The 15,024-nt window shown below is 64.1% G+C and carries 18 protein-coding genes; 10 read left to right on the forward strand and 8 right to left on the reverse strand.

Translation table 11 applies throughout. The features are described 5' to 3' along the window. Window positions 1–74: 74 nt before the first annotated feature. Window positions 75–1,478, reverse strand: a complete 1,404-nt coding sequence (locus J5251_RS09725) for an aspartate aminotransferase family protein (RefSeq protein ID WP_208575945.1) — start codon at window positions 1,476–1,478, stop codon at window positions 75–77. Continuing rightward, on the reverse strand, window positions 1,475–1,948 hold the full coding sequence (locus tag J5251_RS09730) for an Lrp/AsnC family transcriptional regulator (protein WP_208576105.1): 474 nt from the start codon (window positions 1,946–1,948) through the stop codon (window positions 1,475–1,477). Before J5251_RS09730 ends, J5251_RS09725 begins: the two co-directional genes overlap by 4 nt. A gap of 280 nt (window positions 1,949–2,228) precedes the next feature. Between J5251_RS09730 and J5251_RS09735 the strand changes: the two genes are divergently transcribed. The 4 genes from J5251_RS09735 to J5251_RS09750 are packed head-to-tail and all read left to right on the forward strand — an operon-like array spanning window position 2,229 to window position 6,363. Beyond that, entirely contained in the window at window positions 2,229–3,449 is a 1,221-nt protein-coding gene (locus tag J5251_RS09735; protein WP_208575946.1) for an ABC transporter substrate-binding protein, read from the forward strand. Window positions 3,450–3,454: 5 nt separating this feature from the next. After that, the gene (locus J5251_RS09740; RefSeq protein WP_208576106.1) at window positions 3,455–4,621 is read left to right on the forward strand and encodes an ABC transporter ATP-binding protein; all 1,167 of its coding nucleotides are present in this window, start codon (window positions 3,455–3,457) and stop codon (window positions 4,619–4,621) included. Then, the gene (locus J5251_RS09745; protein ID WP_208575947.1) at window positions 4,618–5,556 is read left to right on the forward strand and encodes an ABC transporter permease; all 939 of its coding nucleotides are present in this window, start codon (window positions 4,618–4,620) and stop codon (window positions 5,554–5,556) included. The genes J5251_RS09740 and J5251_RS09745 overlap by 4 nt, the downstream gene beginning before the upstream one ends. 9 nt (window positions 5,557–5,565) lie before the next feature. Beyond that, window positions 5,566–6,363: an ABC transporter permease gene (locus J5251_RS09750; RefSeq protein ID WP_208575948.1), complete on the forward strand. Its 798-nt coding sequence runs from the start codon at window positions 5,566–5,568 to the stop codon at window positions 6,361–6,363. Window position 6,364: 1 nt separating this feature from the next. On the opposite strand, the gene J5251_RS09755 is transcribed toward J5251_RS09750, so the two are convergent. After that, window positions 6,365–7,084: a TetR/AcrR family transcriptional regulator gene (locus J5251_RS09755; protein ID WP_348272981.1), complete on the reverse strand. Its 720-nt coding sequence runs from the start codon at window positions 7,082–7,084 to the stop codon at window positions 6,365–6,367. A 130-nt stretch (window positions 7,085–7,214) separates the two neighbouring features. On the opposite strand from J5251_RS09755, the gene J5251_RS09760 reads away from it, so the two are divergent. Genes J5251_RS09760 through J5251_RS20600 form a run of 3 tightly spaced genes read left to right on the forward strand, consistent with a single transcriptional unit; the run spans window position 7,215 to window position 9,521 of the window. Continuing rightward, window positions 7,215–8,681 carry a flavin monoamine oxidase family protein gene (locus J5251_RS09760; RefSeq protein WP_432264423.1) on the forward strand — a complete coding sequence of 489 codons (1,467 nt, stop codon included), beginning with the start codon at window positions 7,215–7,217 and terminating at the stop codon, window positions 8,679–8,681. Window positions 8,682–8,686: 5 nt separating this feature from the next. After that, complete coding sequence (locus tag J5251_RS20595; RefSeq protein ID WP_348272982.1) at window positions 8,687–9,211, forward strand: universal stress protein; 525 nt, start codon at window positions 8,687–8,689, stop codon at window positions 9,209–9,211. Further along, complete coding sequence (locus J5251_RS20600) at window positions 9,132–9,521, forward strand: universal stress protein (RefSeq protein ID WP_348272983.1); 390 nt, start codon at window positions 9,132–9,134, stop codon at window positions 9,519–9,521. The genes J5251_RS20595 and J5251_RS20600 overlap by 80 nt, the downstream gene beginning before the upstream one ends. Here the strand turns inward: J5251_RS20600 and J5251_RS09770 are convergent. Beyond that, window positions 9,509–9,976, reverse strand: coding sequence for a LapA family protein (locus J5251_RS09770; RefSeq protein WP_208575950.1), 468 nt, complete (start codon window positions 9,974–9,976; stop codon window positions 9,509–9,511). The two genes, J5251_RS20600 and J5251_RS09770, sit on opposite strands and share 13 nt — an antisense overlap. A 335-nt stretch (window positions 9,977–10,311) precedes the next feature. Between J5251_RS09770 and J5251_RS09775 the strand changes: the two genes are divergently transcribed. Together J5251_RS09775 and J5251_RS09780 are read left to right on the forward strand one after the other, a co-directional pair. After that, the gene (locus tag J5251_RS09775; RefSeq protein ID WP_244250888.1) at window positions 10,312–10,833 is read left to right on the forward strand and encodes an IclR family transcriptional regulator domain-containing protein; all 522 of its coding nucleotides are present in this window, start codon (window positions 10,312–10,314) and stop codon (window positions 10,831–10,833) included. An 85-nt stretch (window positions 10,834–10,918) separates the two neighbouring features. Next, window positions 10,919–11,821, forward strand: a complete 903-nt coding sequence (locus tag J5251_RS09780) for a macrolide 2'-phosphotransferase (protein WP_208575951.1) — start codon at window positions 10,919–10,921, stop codon at window positions 11,819–11,821. Here the strand turns inward: J5251_RS09780 and J5251_RS09785 are convergent. The 3 genes from J5251_RS09785 to J5251_RS09795 are packed head-to-tail and all read right to left on the reverse strand — an operon-like array spanning window position 11,818 to window position 13,865. After that, the gene (locus J5251_RS09785; protein WP_348272976.1) at window positions 11,818–12,687 is read right to left on the reverse strand and encodes an MSMEG_6728 family protein; all 870 of its coding nucleotides are present in this window, start codon (window positions 12,685–12,687) and stop codon (window positions 11,818–11,820) included. The genes J5251_RS09780 and J5251_RS09785 overlap by 4 nt on opposite strands. A gap of 9 nt (window positions 12,688–12,696) precedes the next feature. Then, the gene (locus tag J5251_RS09790) at window positions 12,697–13,440 is read right to left on the reverse strand and encodes a hypothetical protein (protein ID WP_208575952.1); all 744 of its coding nucleotides are present in this window, start codon (window positions 13,438–13,440) and stop codon (window positions 12,697–12,699) included. Window positions 13,441–13,487: 47 nt separating this feature from the next. Then, window positions 13,488–13,865, reverse strand: coding sequence for a MarR family winged helix-turn-helix transcriptional regulator (locus tag J5251_RS09795; RefSeq protein WP_139005155.1), 378 nt, complete (start codon window positions 13,863–13,865; stop codon window positions 13,488–13,490). Between the two features lie 355 nt (window positions 13,866–14,220). Between J5251_RS09795 and J5251_RS09800 the strand changes: the two genes are divergently transcribed. After that, window positions 14,221–14,664, forward strand: a complete 444-nt coding sequence (locus tag J5251_RS09800; RefSeq protein ID WP_208575953.1) for a hypothetical protein — start codon at window positions 14,221–14,223, stop codon at window positions 14,662–14,664. Window positions 14,665–14,714: 50 nt separating this feature from the next. Here the strand turns inward: J5251_RS09800 and J5251_RS09805 are convergent, their stop codons facing one another. Further along, window positions 14,715–14,996: a hypothetical protein gene (locus J5251_RS09805; RefSeq protein ID WP_139005157.1), complete on the reverse strand. Its 282-nt coding sequence runs from the start codon at window positions 14,994–14,996 to the stop codon at window positions 14,715–14,717. Between the last annotated feature and the right edge of the window lie 28 nt (window positions 14,997–15,024).

Raw genomic sequence — 15,024 nt, forward strand, 5'->3', positions numbered from 1 at the left:
CGATTGACCTGGCCAACGACGCCGGCGGGCGGCAAAGGTTGCCGCGCGCCGCCGTCGATGTTCGGGTCCTTGGGCTAGAGGTGGTTCAGCCCTTCGACCAGGACGGAGCGCAGGATCTGCTCGATCTGGTCGAACTCGGCCTGCCCGATGGTCAGCGGCGGGGCGAGCTGGACCACGGGGTCGCCGCGGTCATCGGCGCGGCAGTAGAGGCCGGCATCGAGCAGCGCATTGGACAGGAAGCCGCGCAGCAGATGTTCGGATTCCTCGGCGTTGAACGTCTCCTTGGTGGCCTTGTCCTTGACCAGCTCGATGCCGTAGAAGTAGCCCTCGCCGCGGACGTCGCCGACAATCGGCAGGTCCAGCAGCTTCTCAAGCGTGGCGCGGAAGGCCCGTGCGTTCTGCTTCACATGTGCGTTGAGTCCCTCGCGTTCGAAGATGTCCAGGTTGGCTATGGCCACGGCGGCGGAGACCGGGTGCCCGCCGAAGGTGTAGCCGTGGTAGAACGTGGTGTCGCCGTGCTTGAACGGTTCGAACAGCTTGTCCGAGGCGATCATCGCGCCGATGGGGGAGTACCCGCTGGTTAGGCCCTTGGCGCAGGTGATCATGTCCGGAACGTAGCCGAAGTCATCGCAGGCGAACATCGAACCGATCCGGCCGAACGCGCAGATGACCTCGTCCGAGACCAGCAGGACATCGTACTCGTCGCAGATTTCGCGCACCCGCTGGAAGTAGCCCGGCGGGGGCGGGAAGCAACCGCCGGAATTCTGCACCGGCTCCAGGAAGACCGCGGCCACTGTGTCCGGGCCTTCGAATTCGATGGCCTCGCCGATCCGGTCCGCGGCCCAGCGGCCGAAGGCCTCCGGATCTTCCAAGCCCGACGGCGCGCGGTACTGATTGGTGTTCGGCACCCGGAAGGCGCCGGGCACCAATGGTTCGAAGGGGGCCTTCATATCGGGGATGCCGGTGATGGACAGCGCGCCCTGCGGGGTGCCGTGGTAGGCGACGGCGCGGGAGATGACCTTGGTTTTGTTCGGCTTGCCCTTGAGTTTGAAGTACTGCTTGGCCAGCTTCCACGCCGTTTCAACAGCCTCGCCGCCGCCGGTGGTGAAGAAGACCCGGTTCAGGTCGCCCGGAGCGTAGTGCGCCAGGCGTTCCGAGAGATCGATGGCCGCCGGGTGGGCGTAGGACCACAGCGGCATGAAGGCCAGTTCCTTCGCTTGCCGGGCCGCGGCCTGCGCCAGTTCTTCACGGCCGTGGCCGACCTGGACCACGAAGAGGCCGGACAAGCCGTCGATGTATTCGTTGCCCTGGTCGTCGAAAATCAGGTGCCCCTCGCCCCGGCTGATCACCGGGACCGAGCCGCCGCCGGCCAGGTTGGAGTGGCGGGCCATGTGCATCCAGAGGTGGTCGCGCGCGGCTTGCTGGCGGTCGGTGCCGCGGGGCGTTGTATAGGAGCGGGTGGTGGATGTTTGAGTCATCGTGTTCCCCAGTTGTAGGCCTGCTTCCGCAGGGACAGATACATCAGTGTTTCGGTGCTCAGGACACCGGGAATGCTGCGGATCTGGTTGACCAGCAGCAGCAGATCGTTGTCGTTTTCGCAGATGATTTCGGCGAGGATGTCGAAGGTGCCGGCGGTAGCCACGCAATAGTCCACTTTGTCCAGGGCGGCCACCTGGTCGGACACCTTCAGCACGTCATTATTGGCCTTGATGCCCAGCATGGCTTGGCGGGAAAACCCCATCTGCATGGGGTCCGTGACAGCGACAATCTGGACGATGCCGCTGTCCATCAGTTTTTGTACCCGCTGGCGGACCGCAGCTTCCGAGAGTCCAACAGCTTTGCCGATGGCAGCGTAGGAGCGTCGGCCGTCTTCCTGCAGTTGTTCGATGATGGCCTTGGACACCGTGTCCACCGGGCCGTGGGCGTGCCCGCTGCCCGTGTGGGTCAATCCGTTGTTGTTCGCAGTGCTCTCGGGCTGGGCCGTCAAAATATCACCACCTCCAGGCGGGGGGATGCGCCGGGTGGGGACCGGCCGCGTGAATGTTTATGCCATTGAAGCCGCTGGTCTGTCGGCGCGCAAGCCCCTTCGCTACGAAATAAGTTGTGAAACTCGGATTTGAGGCAGGGATCCGTCGGGTAACGAAAAATTTACAACTGAATCCCTTGTCGAGCGGCGCGCGGTCTGGCATGATCTTCGTCACAGTGTCTATCGCCTCAGGGAGCCTCACATGCCAAATCGCCTGCCCGACGATCCCCGACTCCGCCGCTTGATAGGGGCACAGCTGTCCCGCCGGAACATCCTAATGGGCGCGGGTGGTTTAAGCCTCGCCGGACTGCTGGCCGCGTGCGGCACCGGGGGTACCGGTACAACGTCGAATGGCCAAGCCGGAGAAGCGGCGGCGGCGGAAGATCTCTCGGCGTCGGAAAAGGAGGTCAATTGGGCCAACTGGACCCTCTACCTCGACTACGACGACAAGTCCCAGAGCTATCCGTCGCTGGAAGCCTTTACCGCCGCGACGGGCATCGCGGCGAACTACTCCGAAGACATTGACGGAAATGACACTTACTTCGGGAAGGTCCAGGCGCAGTTGGCAGCCGGCCAGGATATCGGGCAGGACATCATTACGCTGACGGACTGGATGGCGGCGCGGTTGATCCGCCTCGGCTACACGCAGGAACTGGATCACGCCAAAATTCCGAACGCTGCTAACTTGCTCCAGACCTTGAAGAACGTCGACTTCGACCCCGGCCGGAAGAACTCGCTGACCTGGCAGTCCGGATTCGCTGGCATCGCCTGGAACAAGGAAGCCGTACCCGGTGGCCTCAAGACTGTCTCCGACCTGTGGAAGCCGGAGCTCAAAGGCCGCGTGGAGGTGCTGGATGAGATGCGCGACACGATGGGCCTGATGATGCTGGAAAACGGCACCGACATTTCAGGTGATTGGAGTGCGGATGAATTCTCGAACGCGCTGGATGACCTGACGAAGCAGATCTCGGACGGCCAGATCCGCCAGGTGAAGGGCAACTCCTACAAGGAGGATCTGATCTCCGGCGACGCCCTTGCCGTGATCTGCTGGTCCGGCGACATCACACAGCTGAATTTTGAGAACGGCGACAAGTGGGAGTTCGCCCTCCCCGATGCTGGCGGGACGCTGTGGTCGGACAACCTGATGGTACCTATCGGGGCGCCGCACAAAGCGAATGCGGAAGCCCTGATGGACTTCTATTACGATCCGAAGAACGCGGCGACGGTGGCAGCCTACGTGAACTACATCTGCCCGGTCCAAGGCGCCAGGGAAGCGATGGAGAAGATCGATCCGGAACTGGTGGAGAATCCCCTGATCTTCCCTAGCGAGGACTATCTGGCGAAGGCCCATGTCTTCCGCTCGCTCAGCGCAGACGAGGAAACCGACTTCACCAACCGGTTCCAGAAAGCGATCGGCAACTAATGACGATGGTTCAGACCAATCCGCAAAAGCACGACGCCGGCGCCGAGAACCGGGGCGCCGACCTGCGGCTCGCTGCCATCACCAAGCGGTTCGGCGGCTTCCTGGCCGTCGACAACCTGGATCTGAAAATCCCGGCCGGATCGTTCTTCGCGCTGCTGGGTCCCTCCGGCTGCGGAAAGACCACCACTCTGCGGATGATCGCGGGCCTGGAGCAGCCGACGTCGGGAAGCCTCAGCATCGGCGGCAAAGACATCACCGGAACCAGTGCCCACGAGCGGCCGGTCAACACCGTGTTCCAGAATTATGCGCTCTTTCCGCACATGAGTGTGCTGGACAACGTGGCCTTCGGGCTCAAGCGGCGGAAAATCAGGGATCACCAGGCCAGGGCCAAGCAGGCATTGGAACTGGTCGAACTGGCCCATCTTTCGGCGCGGCGGCCTGCGCAGCTGTCGGGCGGGCAGCAGCAACGGGTGGCTCTGGCCCGAGCGATCGTGAACGAGCCCGCGCTGCTCCTGCTGGATGAACCGCTGGGGGCGCTGGACATGAAACTGCGCCGGCAGATGCAGGTGGAGCTGAAGCGGATCCAGACCGATGTCGGCCTGACCTTTGTGCATGTCACCCATGACCAGGAAGAGGCCATGACCATGGCGGACACCGTGGCCGTCATGAACCAGGGCCAGGTAGAGCAGCTGGGCGCGCCGCGCGAGCTGTACGAACTGCCGCGGACCGCTTTTGTCGCCAACTTCCTCGGCAAGTCCAACCTGGTAGCGGGTGAAATTGTCGAGGACCGCGGCGACGCCGTCGTTATTAATGCGGGCGGAAACCGGTTGGCTGTGCGCAAGGACCGCTCTACCACGCACCACGGCAAGGCGCTGATCGGGATCCGGCCGGAGAAGCTGCGGATGATGTGGCCCGCCGATGCTCCCGACGATGGGTCGAACATCCTGTGGGGCCGCGTGCTCGACTCTTCCTTCACCGGGGTCAGCACCGAGTACCTGGTGGAGGTGGCCGGGATCGGGGCGGTAGGAGTGTTCAGCCAGAATCACGGCCAGCAATTGGCGGCTCCCGGCGATGAGGTTGTGCTGACTTGGGATACGGCGCATGCCTTCGGCCTGGACGGCGATGAAGACACGCAGGCCGGGGCCAGGGAAACGGAAGCGGCGGCGACATGAGCCTGCTGACGGCCCCGCGCAGCAGCAAGGTGAAGCCGGAGGAGACGCGCAGTTCATCGGAGATCCGCGCGGACAAACGCCGCGGACGAGTGGGCTATCTGCTGATCCTGCCCGGCTTCGTCTTCATGCTGCTCTTCTTTGTGCTGCCGGTTTTCTCCCTGCTGGCCACCTCGCTCTACACCAAGCCGCCCGGCGCGGATATCGGGCAGTTTATGCCGGCGCTGCAGTTCAGCAACTACACCACAGTGCTAAGCAGCTACTGGCCCGAACTGGTCCGGTCCTTCGCGTTTGCGCTGATCGCCACGGTGGCAGCGCTGGCGATCGGGTACCCTATGGCGTACCTGGTGGCAGTGCGGCTCCGCGGCAGGAAACTGCTCCAAGGCATCCTGCTCGTTCTCATAATCGCGCCGTTCTTTACCAGCTTCATCCTGCGAACGCAGGCGTGGAAGCAGATCCTGGCCGACGAAGGTCCAGTGGTCGGGGTGCTGCGGGCAGTGGCCCTGCTGCCCGAGGACGGGCGGCTGACCGCCACGGCCTTCGCCGTCGTCTGCGGCCTGACCTACAACTTCCTGCCGTTCATGACGCTGCCGATCTACGCCAACCTGGAGCGGCTGGATACCCGGTTGATCGAAGCGGGCGGTGATCTGTATGCCAACTCCTTCACCACGTTCCGCACGGTCACGCTTCCGCTGTCCATGCCGGGTGTCATCGCCGGCACGCTGCTGACCTTCATCCCGGCCTCGGGCGACTACATCAACGCGGCGCTGCTGGGCAATAACCAGAACACCACCATGATTGGGCAGGTCATCGATTCGAGGTTCTTCCGCGTGGTGGACTACCCGGGCGCCTCGGCCCTGTCCTTCGTGCTGATGCTGGCCATCCTGTTCCTGGTGATCCTGTACGTCCGCCGTTTCGGTACCAAAGAGCTGCTCTAAGGAGGCCTCATGAGAAGAAGAATCGGCCCATGGCTGGTACCGGTTTTCGGCGGATTGGCCTTCCTGTTCCTGCTGGTCCCCATTGCCTACGTGTTCGCCTTTTCGTTCAATGACGCCGGCCGGACCAATCTCACCTGGCGCGGCTTCACGCTGGATAACTGGCGCAACCCCTGCGGCGCACCGGCGGTGTGCGAGGCGCTGGCCAACAGCCTGCAGATCAGCTCGATCGTCACCGTCATTGCGACCATCCTGGGCACGGCCATCGCCATTGGCCTGGTGCGTTACCGGTTCAGGTTCAACGCCACGGCCAATATGCTGATCTTCCTGCCGCTGGCGACGCCGGAGGTGGTGCTCGGCGCGTCACTGCTGGCCCAGTTCCTGAACGTCGGTGTGGACCTGGGGGTGGGGACGATCATCATCGCCCACAGCATGTTCTGTATTTCCTTTGTGGTGGTTGCAGTGAAAGCCCGCGTGGCCAGTCTTGACCCCAAGCTGGAAGAGGCCGCAGCGGACCTGTACGCATCGCCGATCCAAGCCTTCTGGCGGGTCACCTTCCCGCTGCTGCTGCCTGGCATCGTGGCGGCCGCGCTGCTGGCTTTCGCCATGAGTTTCGACGACTTCATCATTACCAACTTCAACTCAGGCAACGTGGACACGTTCCCGAAGTTCATCTACGTCGCCGCAACCCGTGGCATTCCGGCGCAGGCCAATGTGATCGGTTCGGCCATGTTCATCATCGCGCTGCTGATTGTGATCGGCGGGCAGATCCTGTCCAACCGAAGGGCGAAGATGCTGGCCGCGCGCTGAGTTACCCGGCAGTGCTGGCGGCGTCAGCCCATTCCCGCCGCTGGGCGTCCAGCCCGGAGATGAGCCCGTCGAGCCCCAGCCGGAAGGCCGCGTCGGCGGGGGCCCCGTCCGCCGGCAGTTGGCGCGCCCGCACAGCCGAGGTGAAGTGCGGGCTGGAATCGGCCAGTTCTCCGGTTTCGAAAATGTCCTCCGGGGCGGCCACGTCAAAGGCGGAGCCGAAGATGAAGGACTCCAGTGCAACGATTGCAGGGACCACCAATGGCTCGGGCCAGCCGGCGTCGAGAAAACCGCGGGTGAGTTCCTCGTACATCTGCAGGGTGCGAGGCGCGCCGGTCACGGGCAGCACGGCGATGACTGGAATCAGCGGGGAGTGCTGGGTGAACACGTCGCGGTAGGACCAGGCCCAATTCCGCACTGCCTCGGGCCAGGGGAGTGTGCCGAAACCGCTGACGTCCACCCGGTTCATCAGATGGTCCTGCAAGAGCAGGAGGACATCGTGCTTGGACTTCACATGGTTGTACAGCGCGGACGGCGCAACGCCCAGGCGCCTGGCCAGGGCTGACATGGTCAGTGCGTCATAGCCGCTGGCCTCGATCAGCTTCAGGGCCGCCGACGTGATGAGCTCCTTGGACAGGACCTTCTGTGCCGGGCGTCCGGCAGAGCGGTGCGTCCCCGATGCTGAAACCGCGATGGCGGGCCTCCTTGTGGCTCGTTTCCTCAGCGGCCCCGTGGCGGGCCGCTAAAAATATCCTACGTTCCGCTTCCCATTCGTCCGGCCAACGGCTACAGTTTGAGTAAATGAACGTTATTCATTTACGTCGAACACATACGGGAGTGAAAGAGTGAATACCATGGAACGCGACGTCGTCATTATCGGCGCAGGACCCTCCGGGCTGACGGCTGCCTGGGAGCTGGAGAAGGCCGGCCTGAGCGTTGCCGTGCTGGAAGCCCGCGACCGCGTCGGTGGCCGCACCTGGACGGACACCGTCGACGGCGCCATGTTGGAAATCGGCGGCCAGTGGGTCTCGCCGGACCAGACTGCGCTGCTGGGGCTGCTGGACGAACTCGGCTTGGACACGTTCCCGCGCTACCGCCACGGTGAATCCATCTACATCGGTCCGGACGCTAAGCGGAAGCGCTACACCGGCGAGCTGTTCCCCGTCACCGAGCGGACGCAGGACGAGATGAACCGCCTGATCGGCATCCTGGACGCGCTGGCCGCGGAGGCCGGTCCCGAGGCACCGTGGACCCATCCGATGGCGCGTGAACTGGACACCATTTCCTTCCACCACTGGCTCCGCAAGCAGTCCAGCGACGAGGACGCCTGCAACAACATCGGCCTCTTCATTGCCGGCGGCATGCTGACCAAGCCCGCGCACTCCTTCTCCGCGCTGCAGGCCGTGCTGATGGCCGCCTCCGCCGGATCCTTCAGCAACCTGGTCGATGACAACTTCATCCTGGACAAGCGCGTCATCGGCGGAATGCAGCAGGTGTCTGAACGCCTCGCCGCAAAGCTGGGGGACGACGTCGTACTCAACAGCCCGGTGCGCACGCTGCGGTGGGTGGGTCAGGCACCGGATGCCGCTACCGCTGCCGCGGGTTCAACGCACGACGGCGTGACCGCCATTTCGGATTCCGTCACCGTGCGTGCCCGCTTCGCAATTATGGCCGTGCCGCCGAACCTGTATTCGCGGGTCTCCTTTGAGCCGCCGCTGCCGCGCCGCCAGCACCAGATGCACCAGCACCAGTCGCTGGGCCTGGTGATCAAGGTCCACGCCGTCTACGAGACTCCATTCTGGCGTGAAGACGGCCTTTCCGGCACCTGTTTCAGCCCGACCTCCGTGGTGCAGGAGGTTTACGACAACACGAACTACCAGGATCCGCGCGGTACGTTGGTCGGCTTCATCTCCGATGAAAAGGCCGATGCCATGTTCGAGCTCAGCGCGGAGGACCGCAAGGCCGCTGTCCTGGAGGCAGTGGCGGAGTACCTTGGTCCGAAGGCGCTGGAGCCCGTGGTCTACTACGAATCCGACTGGGGTTCGGAGGAATGGACCCGCGGCGCCTATGCGGCCAGCTACGACTTGGGCGGGCTGCACCGCTACGGCAAGGACCAGCTCACGCCGGTCGGTCCGATCTACTGGTCCTGCTCGGATTTGGCGGCCGAGGGCTACCAGCATGTGGACGGGGCCGTCCGGATGGGACAGCAAACCGCCGCCCGGATTCTCGGTGCTGCTGAAACCGCAGGCACTGTCACGGCCTCGGCATCTGCCAGCACCGGTGCCGGGGAGCCTGCCGGGACCGCGCGCCACGGGGCGTGAGCAGCATGCGCAGGTACGTCGTCGGGTACACGGCCACCGAGAACGGCCGGGGCGCGGTCAATCTGGCCGTGGCCCTGGCCCGGAGCCAGCAGGCCTCGCTGGACCTGGTCGTGGTCCATTCGCCGGACTCGCCCTATGCCGGAACCTACCCTCCCTCGGACCGGGGCTACGAACGGATACTTGCGGAGCAGCTCGATCAGTGGCTGGCCGAGGGCCTGGCGCTGGTGCCCCATGACGTGACAGCGAAGGCCCATATACTTCAGGCGGAGTCAACCGCCGAGGGCCTGATCGAAGCCGCGCGCGAGTTCTCCGCCGCGGTGATCGTGGTGGGCGCTGCACGCCGCCGACGTGCCCGTGGCGTTGGCGCCCAAGGGTTACCAGCGGCAGCGGCAGGAGTCCATCACGCGCCTGACCTGCGGGATCGGCACCAGGCCCGGCGCCGACGACGTTCTGCAGGCAGCGTTAGGGGCGGCGTCCTGGCGGTCCCTGCCGTTGCGGCTGGTGTCCCTGGTGGCCTTGGACCCGGATAACCCGGAAGCCGTCCGGGCAGCGGAAGCGAACATGGCCGAGCGCTTTGCCGCGGCTGCAGCACAGCTCCCGGGCAAGGTAACCCGGACCGTTGCCCCCGGCAAGACGATCGAGGATGCCATCGAAGGACTGGACTGGGACGAGGGCGAGCTGATGATGATCGGCTCCAGCCGGCTGGCCCGGAACAACCGCCTTTTCCTGGGGGCAACGGCCAACAGGGTGCTCCGGGCACTCCCGGTGCCGATGGTCGTGGTGCCGCGCAACTACATACGCCGCGGAACCGCTGCCGACGATGTGGGTCAGCGGGTCTGATCCCGCTTCCGCTTCCGGTCCTTGTGCGCAAAGGCCCGAAGCTGGATGATCCGGGCGGCACCGGCCATGGCAGTCAGCAGTCCGCCGCCGACGGCCGCAATGAACAGGGCCAGGCCCAGGTTGACGGCGCCTTCGAAACCGAAGTAGCGCAACGTGACCTGGTCCTGGTTCTGGGCGATGAAGATAATCAGCAGCACCAGCAGAATCAGGCCCGCCACCGTGGCCGTCCAGATCATGCCGGCCCGGGTTATCCGCGGCTTGTCCTCAATTTCCCTGTCCGCCGGCGCGGGCCGCCTGGGTTCTTCCGTTTCGGCCTGGCCCTTCTCCTCCCCGGTTTTACCCGTCGGCACCACTGCACCGCCGGAAGCGCTGGAAGCGCCGGGCAGCCCGGGCTCCTCGTGCCCGGGCTCGTCGCGGGCGGGAACGTTATCGGGCGTGCGCGGATCGGAGGCCATGGTTTCTCTCTTCTCTTGGCAGCAGTCTCGTGACAAAGGGCGCTTGTCCTTCAGCATAGGCCCGCCTGCACTCCGTAGTCAGGAGCGGCAGGCAGATCGGCTGCGGATAATCGGGAAGGGGCGGCACTGGCAACACGCAGATGGGCGAGGTGCGCCAGTGCGTCGTGGCCCGCAGCCCGAAGATATTAGGCTAATGCCATGCCCTCGCCCGAGACCTCCACTGGTAACAGAATGCTTGAGCGGATTGCCGCGATCCTGGATGCTGTGGAGGGCACCTCAGCTTCGGCCAGCGAACTTGCCCGCAGAACCGGACTTTCGGTGTCAACTTCCACCGGTTGGCGCTATCGATGGTGGAGTACGGCTTCCTGCGCCGTAACGAAAGCGGCGGCTTCCAGTTAGGCCATCGATTTGTCCGTACCGCGCTGGAGAACGCGGCGCTGCCGGTTTTGACCGAATTGCGTGATACCACGGGGGAGACCGCCCAGCTGTGGATCCGCCGCGGTGATGAACGTATCTGCCAGCTCAGCGTAGACAGCCAGCATGAGCTGAAGGCCACTCTGCCGGCAGGCGCTCGGCTGGCGTTACCGGCAGGATCGAGCGGACGTCTCCTGGCAAGAGAGGCCGAGGCCATGGAGGAACTGGCGGCTAAGGGCTGGGTCGAGTCCGCCGGGAGGAGGACGCCCGGTCTGGGCTCCGTGAGTGCCCCGGTGCTGTCACGGAGCCAGGTAATTGCCACGATCTGTCTCGCCATGCCGCTCAGCCGGGTCAGGGAATCGCCCGGCTCGGACTTCGGCGACGCCGTTAGGCAGGCTGCGCACCGGATAGAGGCCGATCTCGAACAAACCCAGGAACGGTAACCCGCGTCTGGGCGCTACGGCGCTCCTCACCGCCGGGCCCGCGGTGCAAGTTCGGTACAGTGACACCAACGCTAGGAGGACCGCCATGTCAGACGAACCGGAATTCACTGCCGCCTCGGTCGCGGAGCTGGCCCAGGAACACGGACTGGATATCCAATCCACCAACGTCACGTTCAACGAGGCCGGCCTGGATTACCTGGTGGCGTTCGCCGTCGCCCGGGACAACAAGCACTGGGTCCTGCGGATTCCGCGCCGGCCGGACGTCTCCGCCAAAATTGCCGACGAAGCGAAAATCCTCAAGCTGGTCAAAGGCAGGCTCTCCGCGGCGGTGCCGGAGTGGCGGATCCGGAGCCGCTCGTTGATTGCATATCCGGCGCTGCCGGGGGAGCCCGGCCTGACGGTGGAGGACGGCCAGCCGGTCTGGCACTTCGACCGCGAATCCCCAACCTACTGCGCGTCGCTGGGCCGGATCATCGCCCAGCTGCACCGCATTGACGCCGAGCAGGCCCACGCCGCGGGCATTCCCACGCTGACCCCGGAGGAGGTACGCGAGGAATGGCGCACCAACCTGGCCAAGGTGGAGGCCGAATTCCAGATCGCCGATGCCCTGCTGGAACGCTGGAACGTCTGGCTGGCCGAGGACAGCTACTGGCCGGACTTCACAGTCTTCACCCACGGGGAGCTCTACCCGGCACACTTGCTGCTGGACGAAAACGCCGAAATCCGTTCCGTCCTCGACTGGACCACGGCCAAGGTAGCGGATCCGGCGCTGGACTTCATGTTCCACTACATGGTTTCCACCCCGGAGGCCTTCGACCTCACCGTGCGCAGCTATCTTGACGACGGCGGACGCGTACCACCGCGGCTGGCCGACCAATGTGCGGAGCTGATGGCGGCCGCACCGATCAGCTATGGCGTGTATGCAATGACAACAGGGAATCCGGACCATCAGGCGGCGGCTGCCGCGCAGCTGAACCCGGCGGATTAACGGTGTATTGAGCGTGCCCCTGGACTGCCGCGGAGAACTGCCGGCAGCGGGACGGCGAAGAACAGCCGCGGGTCCTGCAGCAAGGCGGGACAGTCAAAGTCCGACCGGCGGATCTCGCCGCTGAGCACCAACGTCCGCGCGAGCGTGTCCGCCGCCCCGGTGATTGGACCGAGCGTACCGGTAGCAAAGCGCAGGCCGCCGTCGAGCGGTAGGGCGACCGGGTCGCCGTCGTTCGCTTCATTCAGCATGGCATCCACCTGCCGGGCCTTCTTCCCCCGCACCGGCACTCCGGCGGGCGTCAAGGCAGGAAGACTAACGACGGCGGTGCCCGGCTTTTCGCCTTGCCCGCCTTGGGCCCGGGCTATCCACAAGCGCGGACCGGTGACTTCAGCGGGGACTAGTTCGGTGGCCGGCTCGGGCCAGATATAGGGGAGCGCATTCGACGTGCCGGGGAAGCGGGGGCCGTAGAACGCAGGATCCTTTTGGATCAGGTTGGAACGATGGGACCGGTGAAAGTCCTCGTCGCCGAGCCAAGGTGGAAGCGCCGGCGCCGCTCGTTCTGCTTCGGGCGCGAATTCGAGGATGGACCCGCGGGTGCTGTCCGCATGACCGCGGGCCAGCCATTCGTCCGTCATCGCCAATCCATAACAGACCAAAGCCGGCACGTGTCCCATCCACATCCGTACCGCAGGGTGCCGCTGCCACCCGTAATCCGGAAAAACCAAGGCGCGCAGGACCTGTAACGTCTCCACCCGCTGCTTGCCCAGGCGTGGCCCGTCGAGGACCGCCGCGCTGGCAGCAAAGTCAGGAAACGGCAGGAAAGTCTGCATGATCAGATCGTAACGTTCGAGTCCGGATCCGATCACGCTCCGGTATTACTTTCGGCCTTTACGTTTCAGCAGCGGCTTTGAGGCACAGGACTTCGCTTGGGCCTTTTTGCCCGGGGCATTCTTGCTGGGATCACTTTTTCCGGGGGCACTCTTGCCCTTGGCGCTCTTGCCTGCCGGGGACGTGCCAGCTGGTCGAGCCGAGGGCTGGGTCGCGGACTTGGCCGCAGCAGGGGCATCGGCTGCCGGGGAAGCCTCAGGCTTCGTGGGCCCTGGCTCGGACGCAACCTTGTGCCCGTTTTCTCCATCGGCCACAGGTACAGCCTGGTCTGTGGAAAGCGTGCCCTCATCGGCTGGGCTGCCGTTCCGCTGCGGGTTGCCAGCGGCCGGAGCCATGGGAGGCCGCGGCGAGGCGGGAGCGTCCATGGATGAAACCAGTTTGGTGATCTGACCGGTGAAGTCCGGGATGGAGGAATCCCATTTCGGGGCCGGTGACTGATCTTCTGTACTGCCGCCTTGCCCGTCGAAGAATACGTCACGGTAACCCAACCGCTGAACGAGCATCCAGACCGCGATCGCGACCATGAGCAGCGTCAACAGGACGACGGCGCCCGTTCCGTAGATCCGGGTCAGCGCGCCCACGGGGGAGATCGACCCTTGCAGCGCATGGTCTGCCAGCCAGACCACAAGCCAAAAGGTCGCAGTGACGGCCAGGATTCCCAGCGGCAGGCCAAGGCCGGCATCAGAGGCACGGCGTCGCCAGTTATCCAGGGCAAGGAGCAATCGAGTCATAGGGCTGGTCTTGAACTCCTGTATGTTCCTGGTGGGGGCGGGGACGCTCACTCGGTGTTTCCTTCGGCGACTGATTCGAAAGCGGATTCTTGGTGGTCAGCGAGTTCCTGGACGAAGCGGTCCAGCATACGCGCAAGTGTTTCGCGGTCCTTCGCGGACCAGGTGGACAGGACTTCGTCAAAGAGACCGGCTCCCGCCGCACCGATCTGGCGCTGCATCTCACGGCCTTCTTCGCTGGTGCTGACCAGCGTTGCCCGGGCATCGCCTGGATCTGACTGGCGGTCTACCAGCCCCTTGTCGTCGAGCCGCCGGACCTGCGGGGTCATGGTGGATTTGTCGACGCCGTGCTGGACGGCAAGTTCGGAGACGCGCACGGGACCGTTTTTGCTGATGTAGTCCAGCAGCGCCACATCGTTGGGAGACATGTCCGAAGCGGCGGGCCCAAATAGTTCTTTGCGGACCTGCGAACGCGCGGCCCAGCGGATCAATTGGGTGACGCTGGACCTCACTTGGTCACCCGCGGTTGGGCCGGTGTCGTCCTGACTTCCGGCCCCTTGAATCTTTTGCACATGATGAGGATACGTCCTAAAGTTTGATTGTGCCAATCAAACTAAATTGGGAGGAAGGGTTGGCGTGTACGTACTTGCGGAAGCGGGGTGCAGTGCAGGAATTTACAGTGTAAACTCGTTTGGTAAGTATACTTAGTTTAGCTAGACTAGATTTAGTTGGGGTTGGCTAGCAAAGTCCAGATTGATCTTCTGCGAGGGAGTGAGAGTGGTAATGCCCAATCACAAACAGCGCTATCGGCCCACCGGCAGGGATGACGACGTCTCTGATCCTTGGTGTTCCGTCTGTGCCACGGACGACTATTTGATTATTGAAGAGGTCGAGCCCGCCGAAGAGCAGAACCTCAGCGGGCATCCGTTGTGGAACATCAGCTACTCGTGCGCCGAGTGTGAGAGCTTCTATGGGCATCAGACCCGGAAGCCATGGCTGGGCGAGCCTGATGAGGCAGACTGGCTGGTGGCGGTCGAATCCGCCTACATCCATTGCGGCGAGCCGATGCGACCGTTCGATTCCGCTCAACGGCCTATCTATGATCCGGTGCTCAACCATGATCCGGAGGACGCATTGCCGCATGTCGAAGTAGACACGCTGGTGCTGCGCTGTGCCTGCGGATTCCAGATTGCAGTGCCGGCGGAGAGCTATTCGGAAGGCAATTGAGCCGGCAGGAATGGTAGGAGCCGCACCGGCATTCGGCGCGGCTCTTGGCATCAGGCGATTGTGACACGCTCCACGGCCAACTGGGCGGTGGCTGCGGGGTCAGCGGCGGGTGCGGCCATGGGGGACCAGGAGAGCGTGATCTGGATGCCATCAGCCAGTTCACTGATCCTCAAGCGCAGATCCTCGTCGTAGAGGTTCCTGCGCTGGGTGACAAGGCCGTCATCCTCTGCCTGGTGCAATAGCTTGGAGACGGCCAGGGCCATGGCGCGGCCCCAGTCGTAGGGATGCTTGCTGTTGGCTTTGGCTGTGGCCGTGTACCTTTTCTCACGCATGGCAGATGTCCTAACGGTCCTGGGGATG

The sequence above is a fragment of the Arthrobacter crystallopoietes genome (genome assembly GCF_017603825.1).
Lineage (GTDB): Bacteria > Actinomycetota > Actinomycetes > Actinomycetales > Micrococcaceae > Crystallibacter > Crystallibacter crystallopoietes_B.

What these genes read in the sequence shown, in the direction of transcription:
- J5251_RS09805 (WP_139005157.1), bottom strand. Translation starts at nt 14,996, where the DNA reads ATGCGTGAGAAAAGGTACACGGCCACAGCCAAAGCCAACAGCAAGCAT.
- J5251_RS09735 (WP_208575946.1), top strand. Translation starts at nt 2,229, where the DNA reads ATGCCAAATCGCCTGCCCGACGATCCCCGACTCCGCCGCTTGATAGGG.
- J5251_RS09770 (WP_208575950.1), bottom strand. Translation starts at nt 9,976, where the DNA reads ATGGCCTCCGATCCGCGCACGCCCGATAACGTTCCCGCCCGCGACGAG.
- J5251_RS20595 (WP_348272982.1), top strand. Translation starts at nt 8,687, where the DNA reads ATGCGCAGGTACGTCGTCGGGTACACGGCCACCGAGAACGGCCGGGGC.
- J5251_RS09740 (WP_208576106.1), top strand. Translation starts at nt 3,455, where the DNA reads ATGGTTCAGACCAATCCGCAAAAGCACGACGCCGGCGCCGAGAACCGG.
- J5251_RS09795 (WP_139005155.1), bottom strand. Translation starts at nt 13,865, where the DNA reads ATGTCTCCCAACGATGTGGCGCTGCTGGACTACATCAGCAAAAACGGT.
- J5251_RS09750 (WP_208575948.1), top strand. Translation starts at nt 5,566, where the DNA reads ATGAGAAGAAGAATCGGCCCATGGCTGGTACCGGTTTTCGGCGGATTG.
- J5251_RS09725 (WP_208575945.1), bottom strand. Translation starts at nt 1,478, where the DNA reads ATGACTCAAACATCCACCACCCGCTCCTATACAACGCCCCGCGGCACC.
- J5251_RS09780 (WP_208575951.1), top strand. Translation starts at nt 10,919, where the DNA reads ATGTCAGACGAACCGGAATTCACTGCCGCCTCGGTCGCGGAGCTGGCC.
- J5251_RS09800 (WP_208575953.1), top strand. Translation starts at nt 14,221, where the DNA reads ATGCCCAATCACAAACAGCGCTATCGGCCCACCGGCAGGGATGACGAC.
- J5251_RS09745 (WP_208575947.1), top strand. Translation starts at nt 4,618, where the DNA reads ATGAGCCTGCTGACGGCCCCGCGCAGCAGCAAGGTGAAGCCGGAGGAG.
- J5251_RS09790 (WP_208575952.1), bottom strand. Translation starts at nt 13,440, where the DNA reads ATGACTCGATTGCTCCTTGCCCTGGATAACTGGCGACGCCGTGCCTCT.
- J5251_RS09760 (WP_432264423.1), top strand. Translation starts at nt 7,215, where the DNA reads ATGGAACGCGACGTCGTCATTATCGGCGCAGGACCCTCCGGGCTGACG.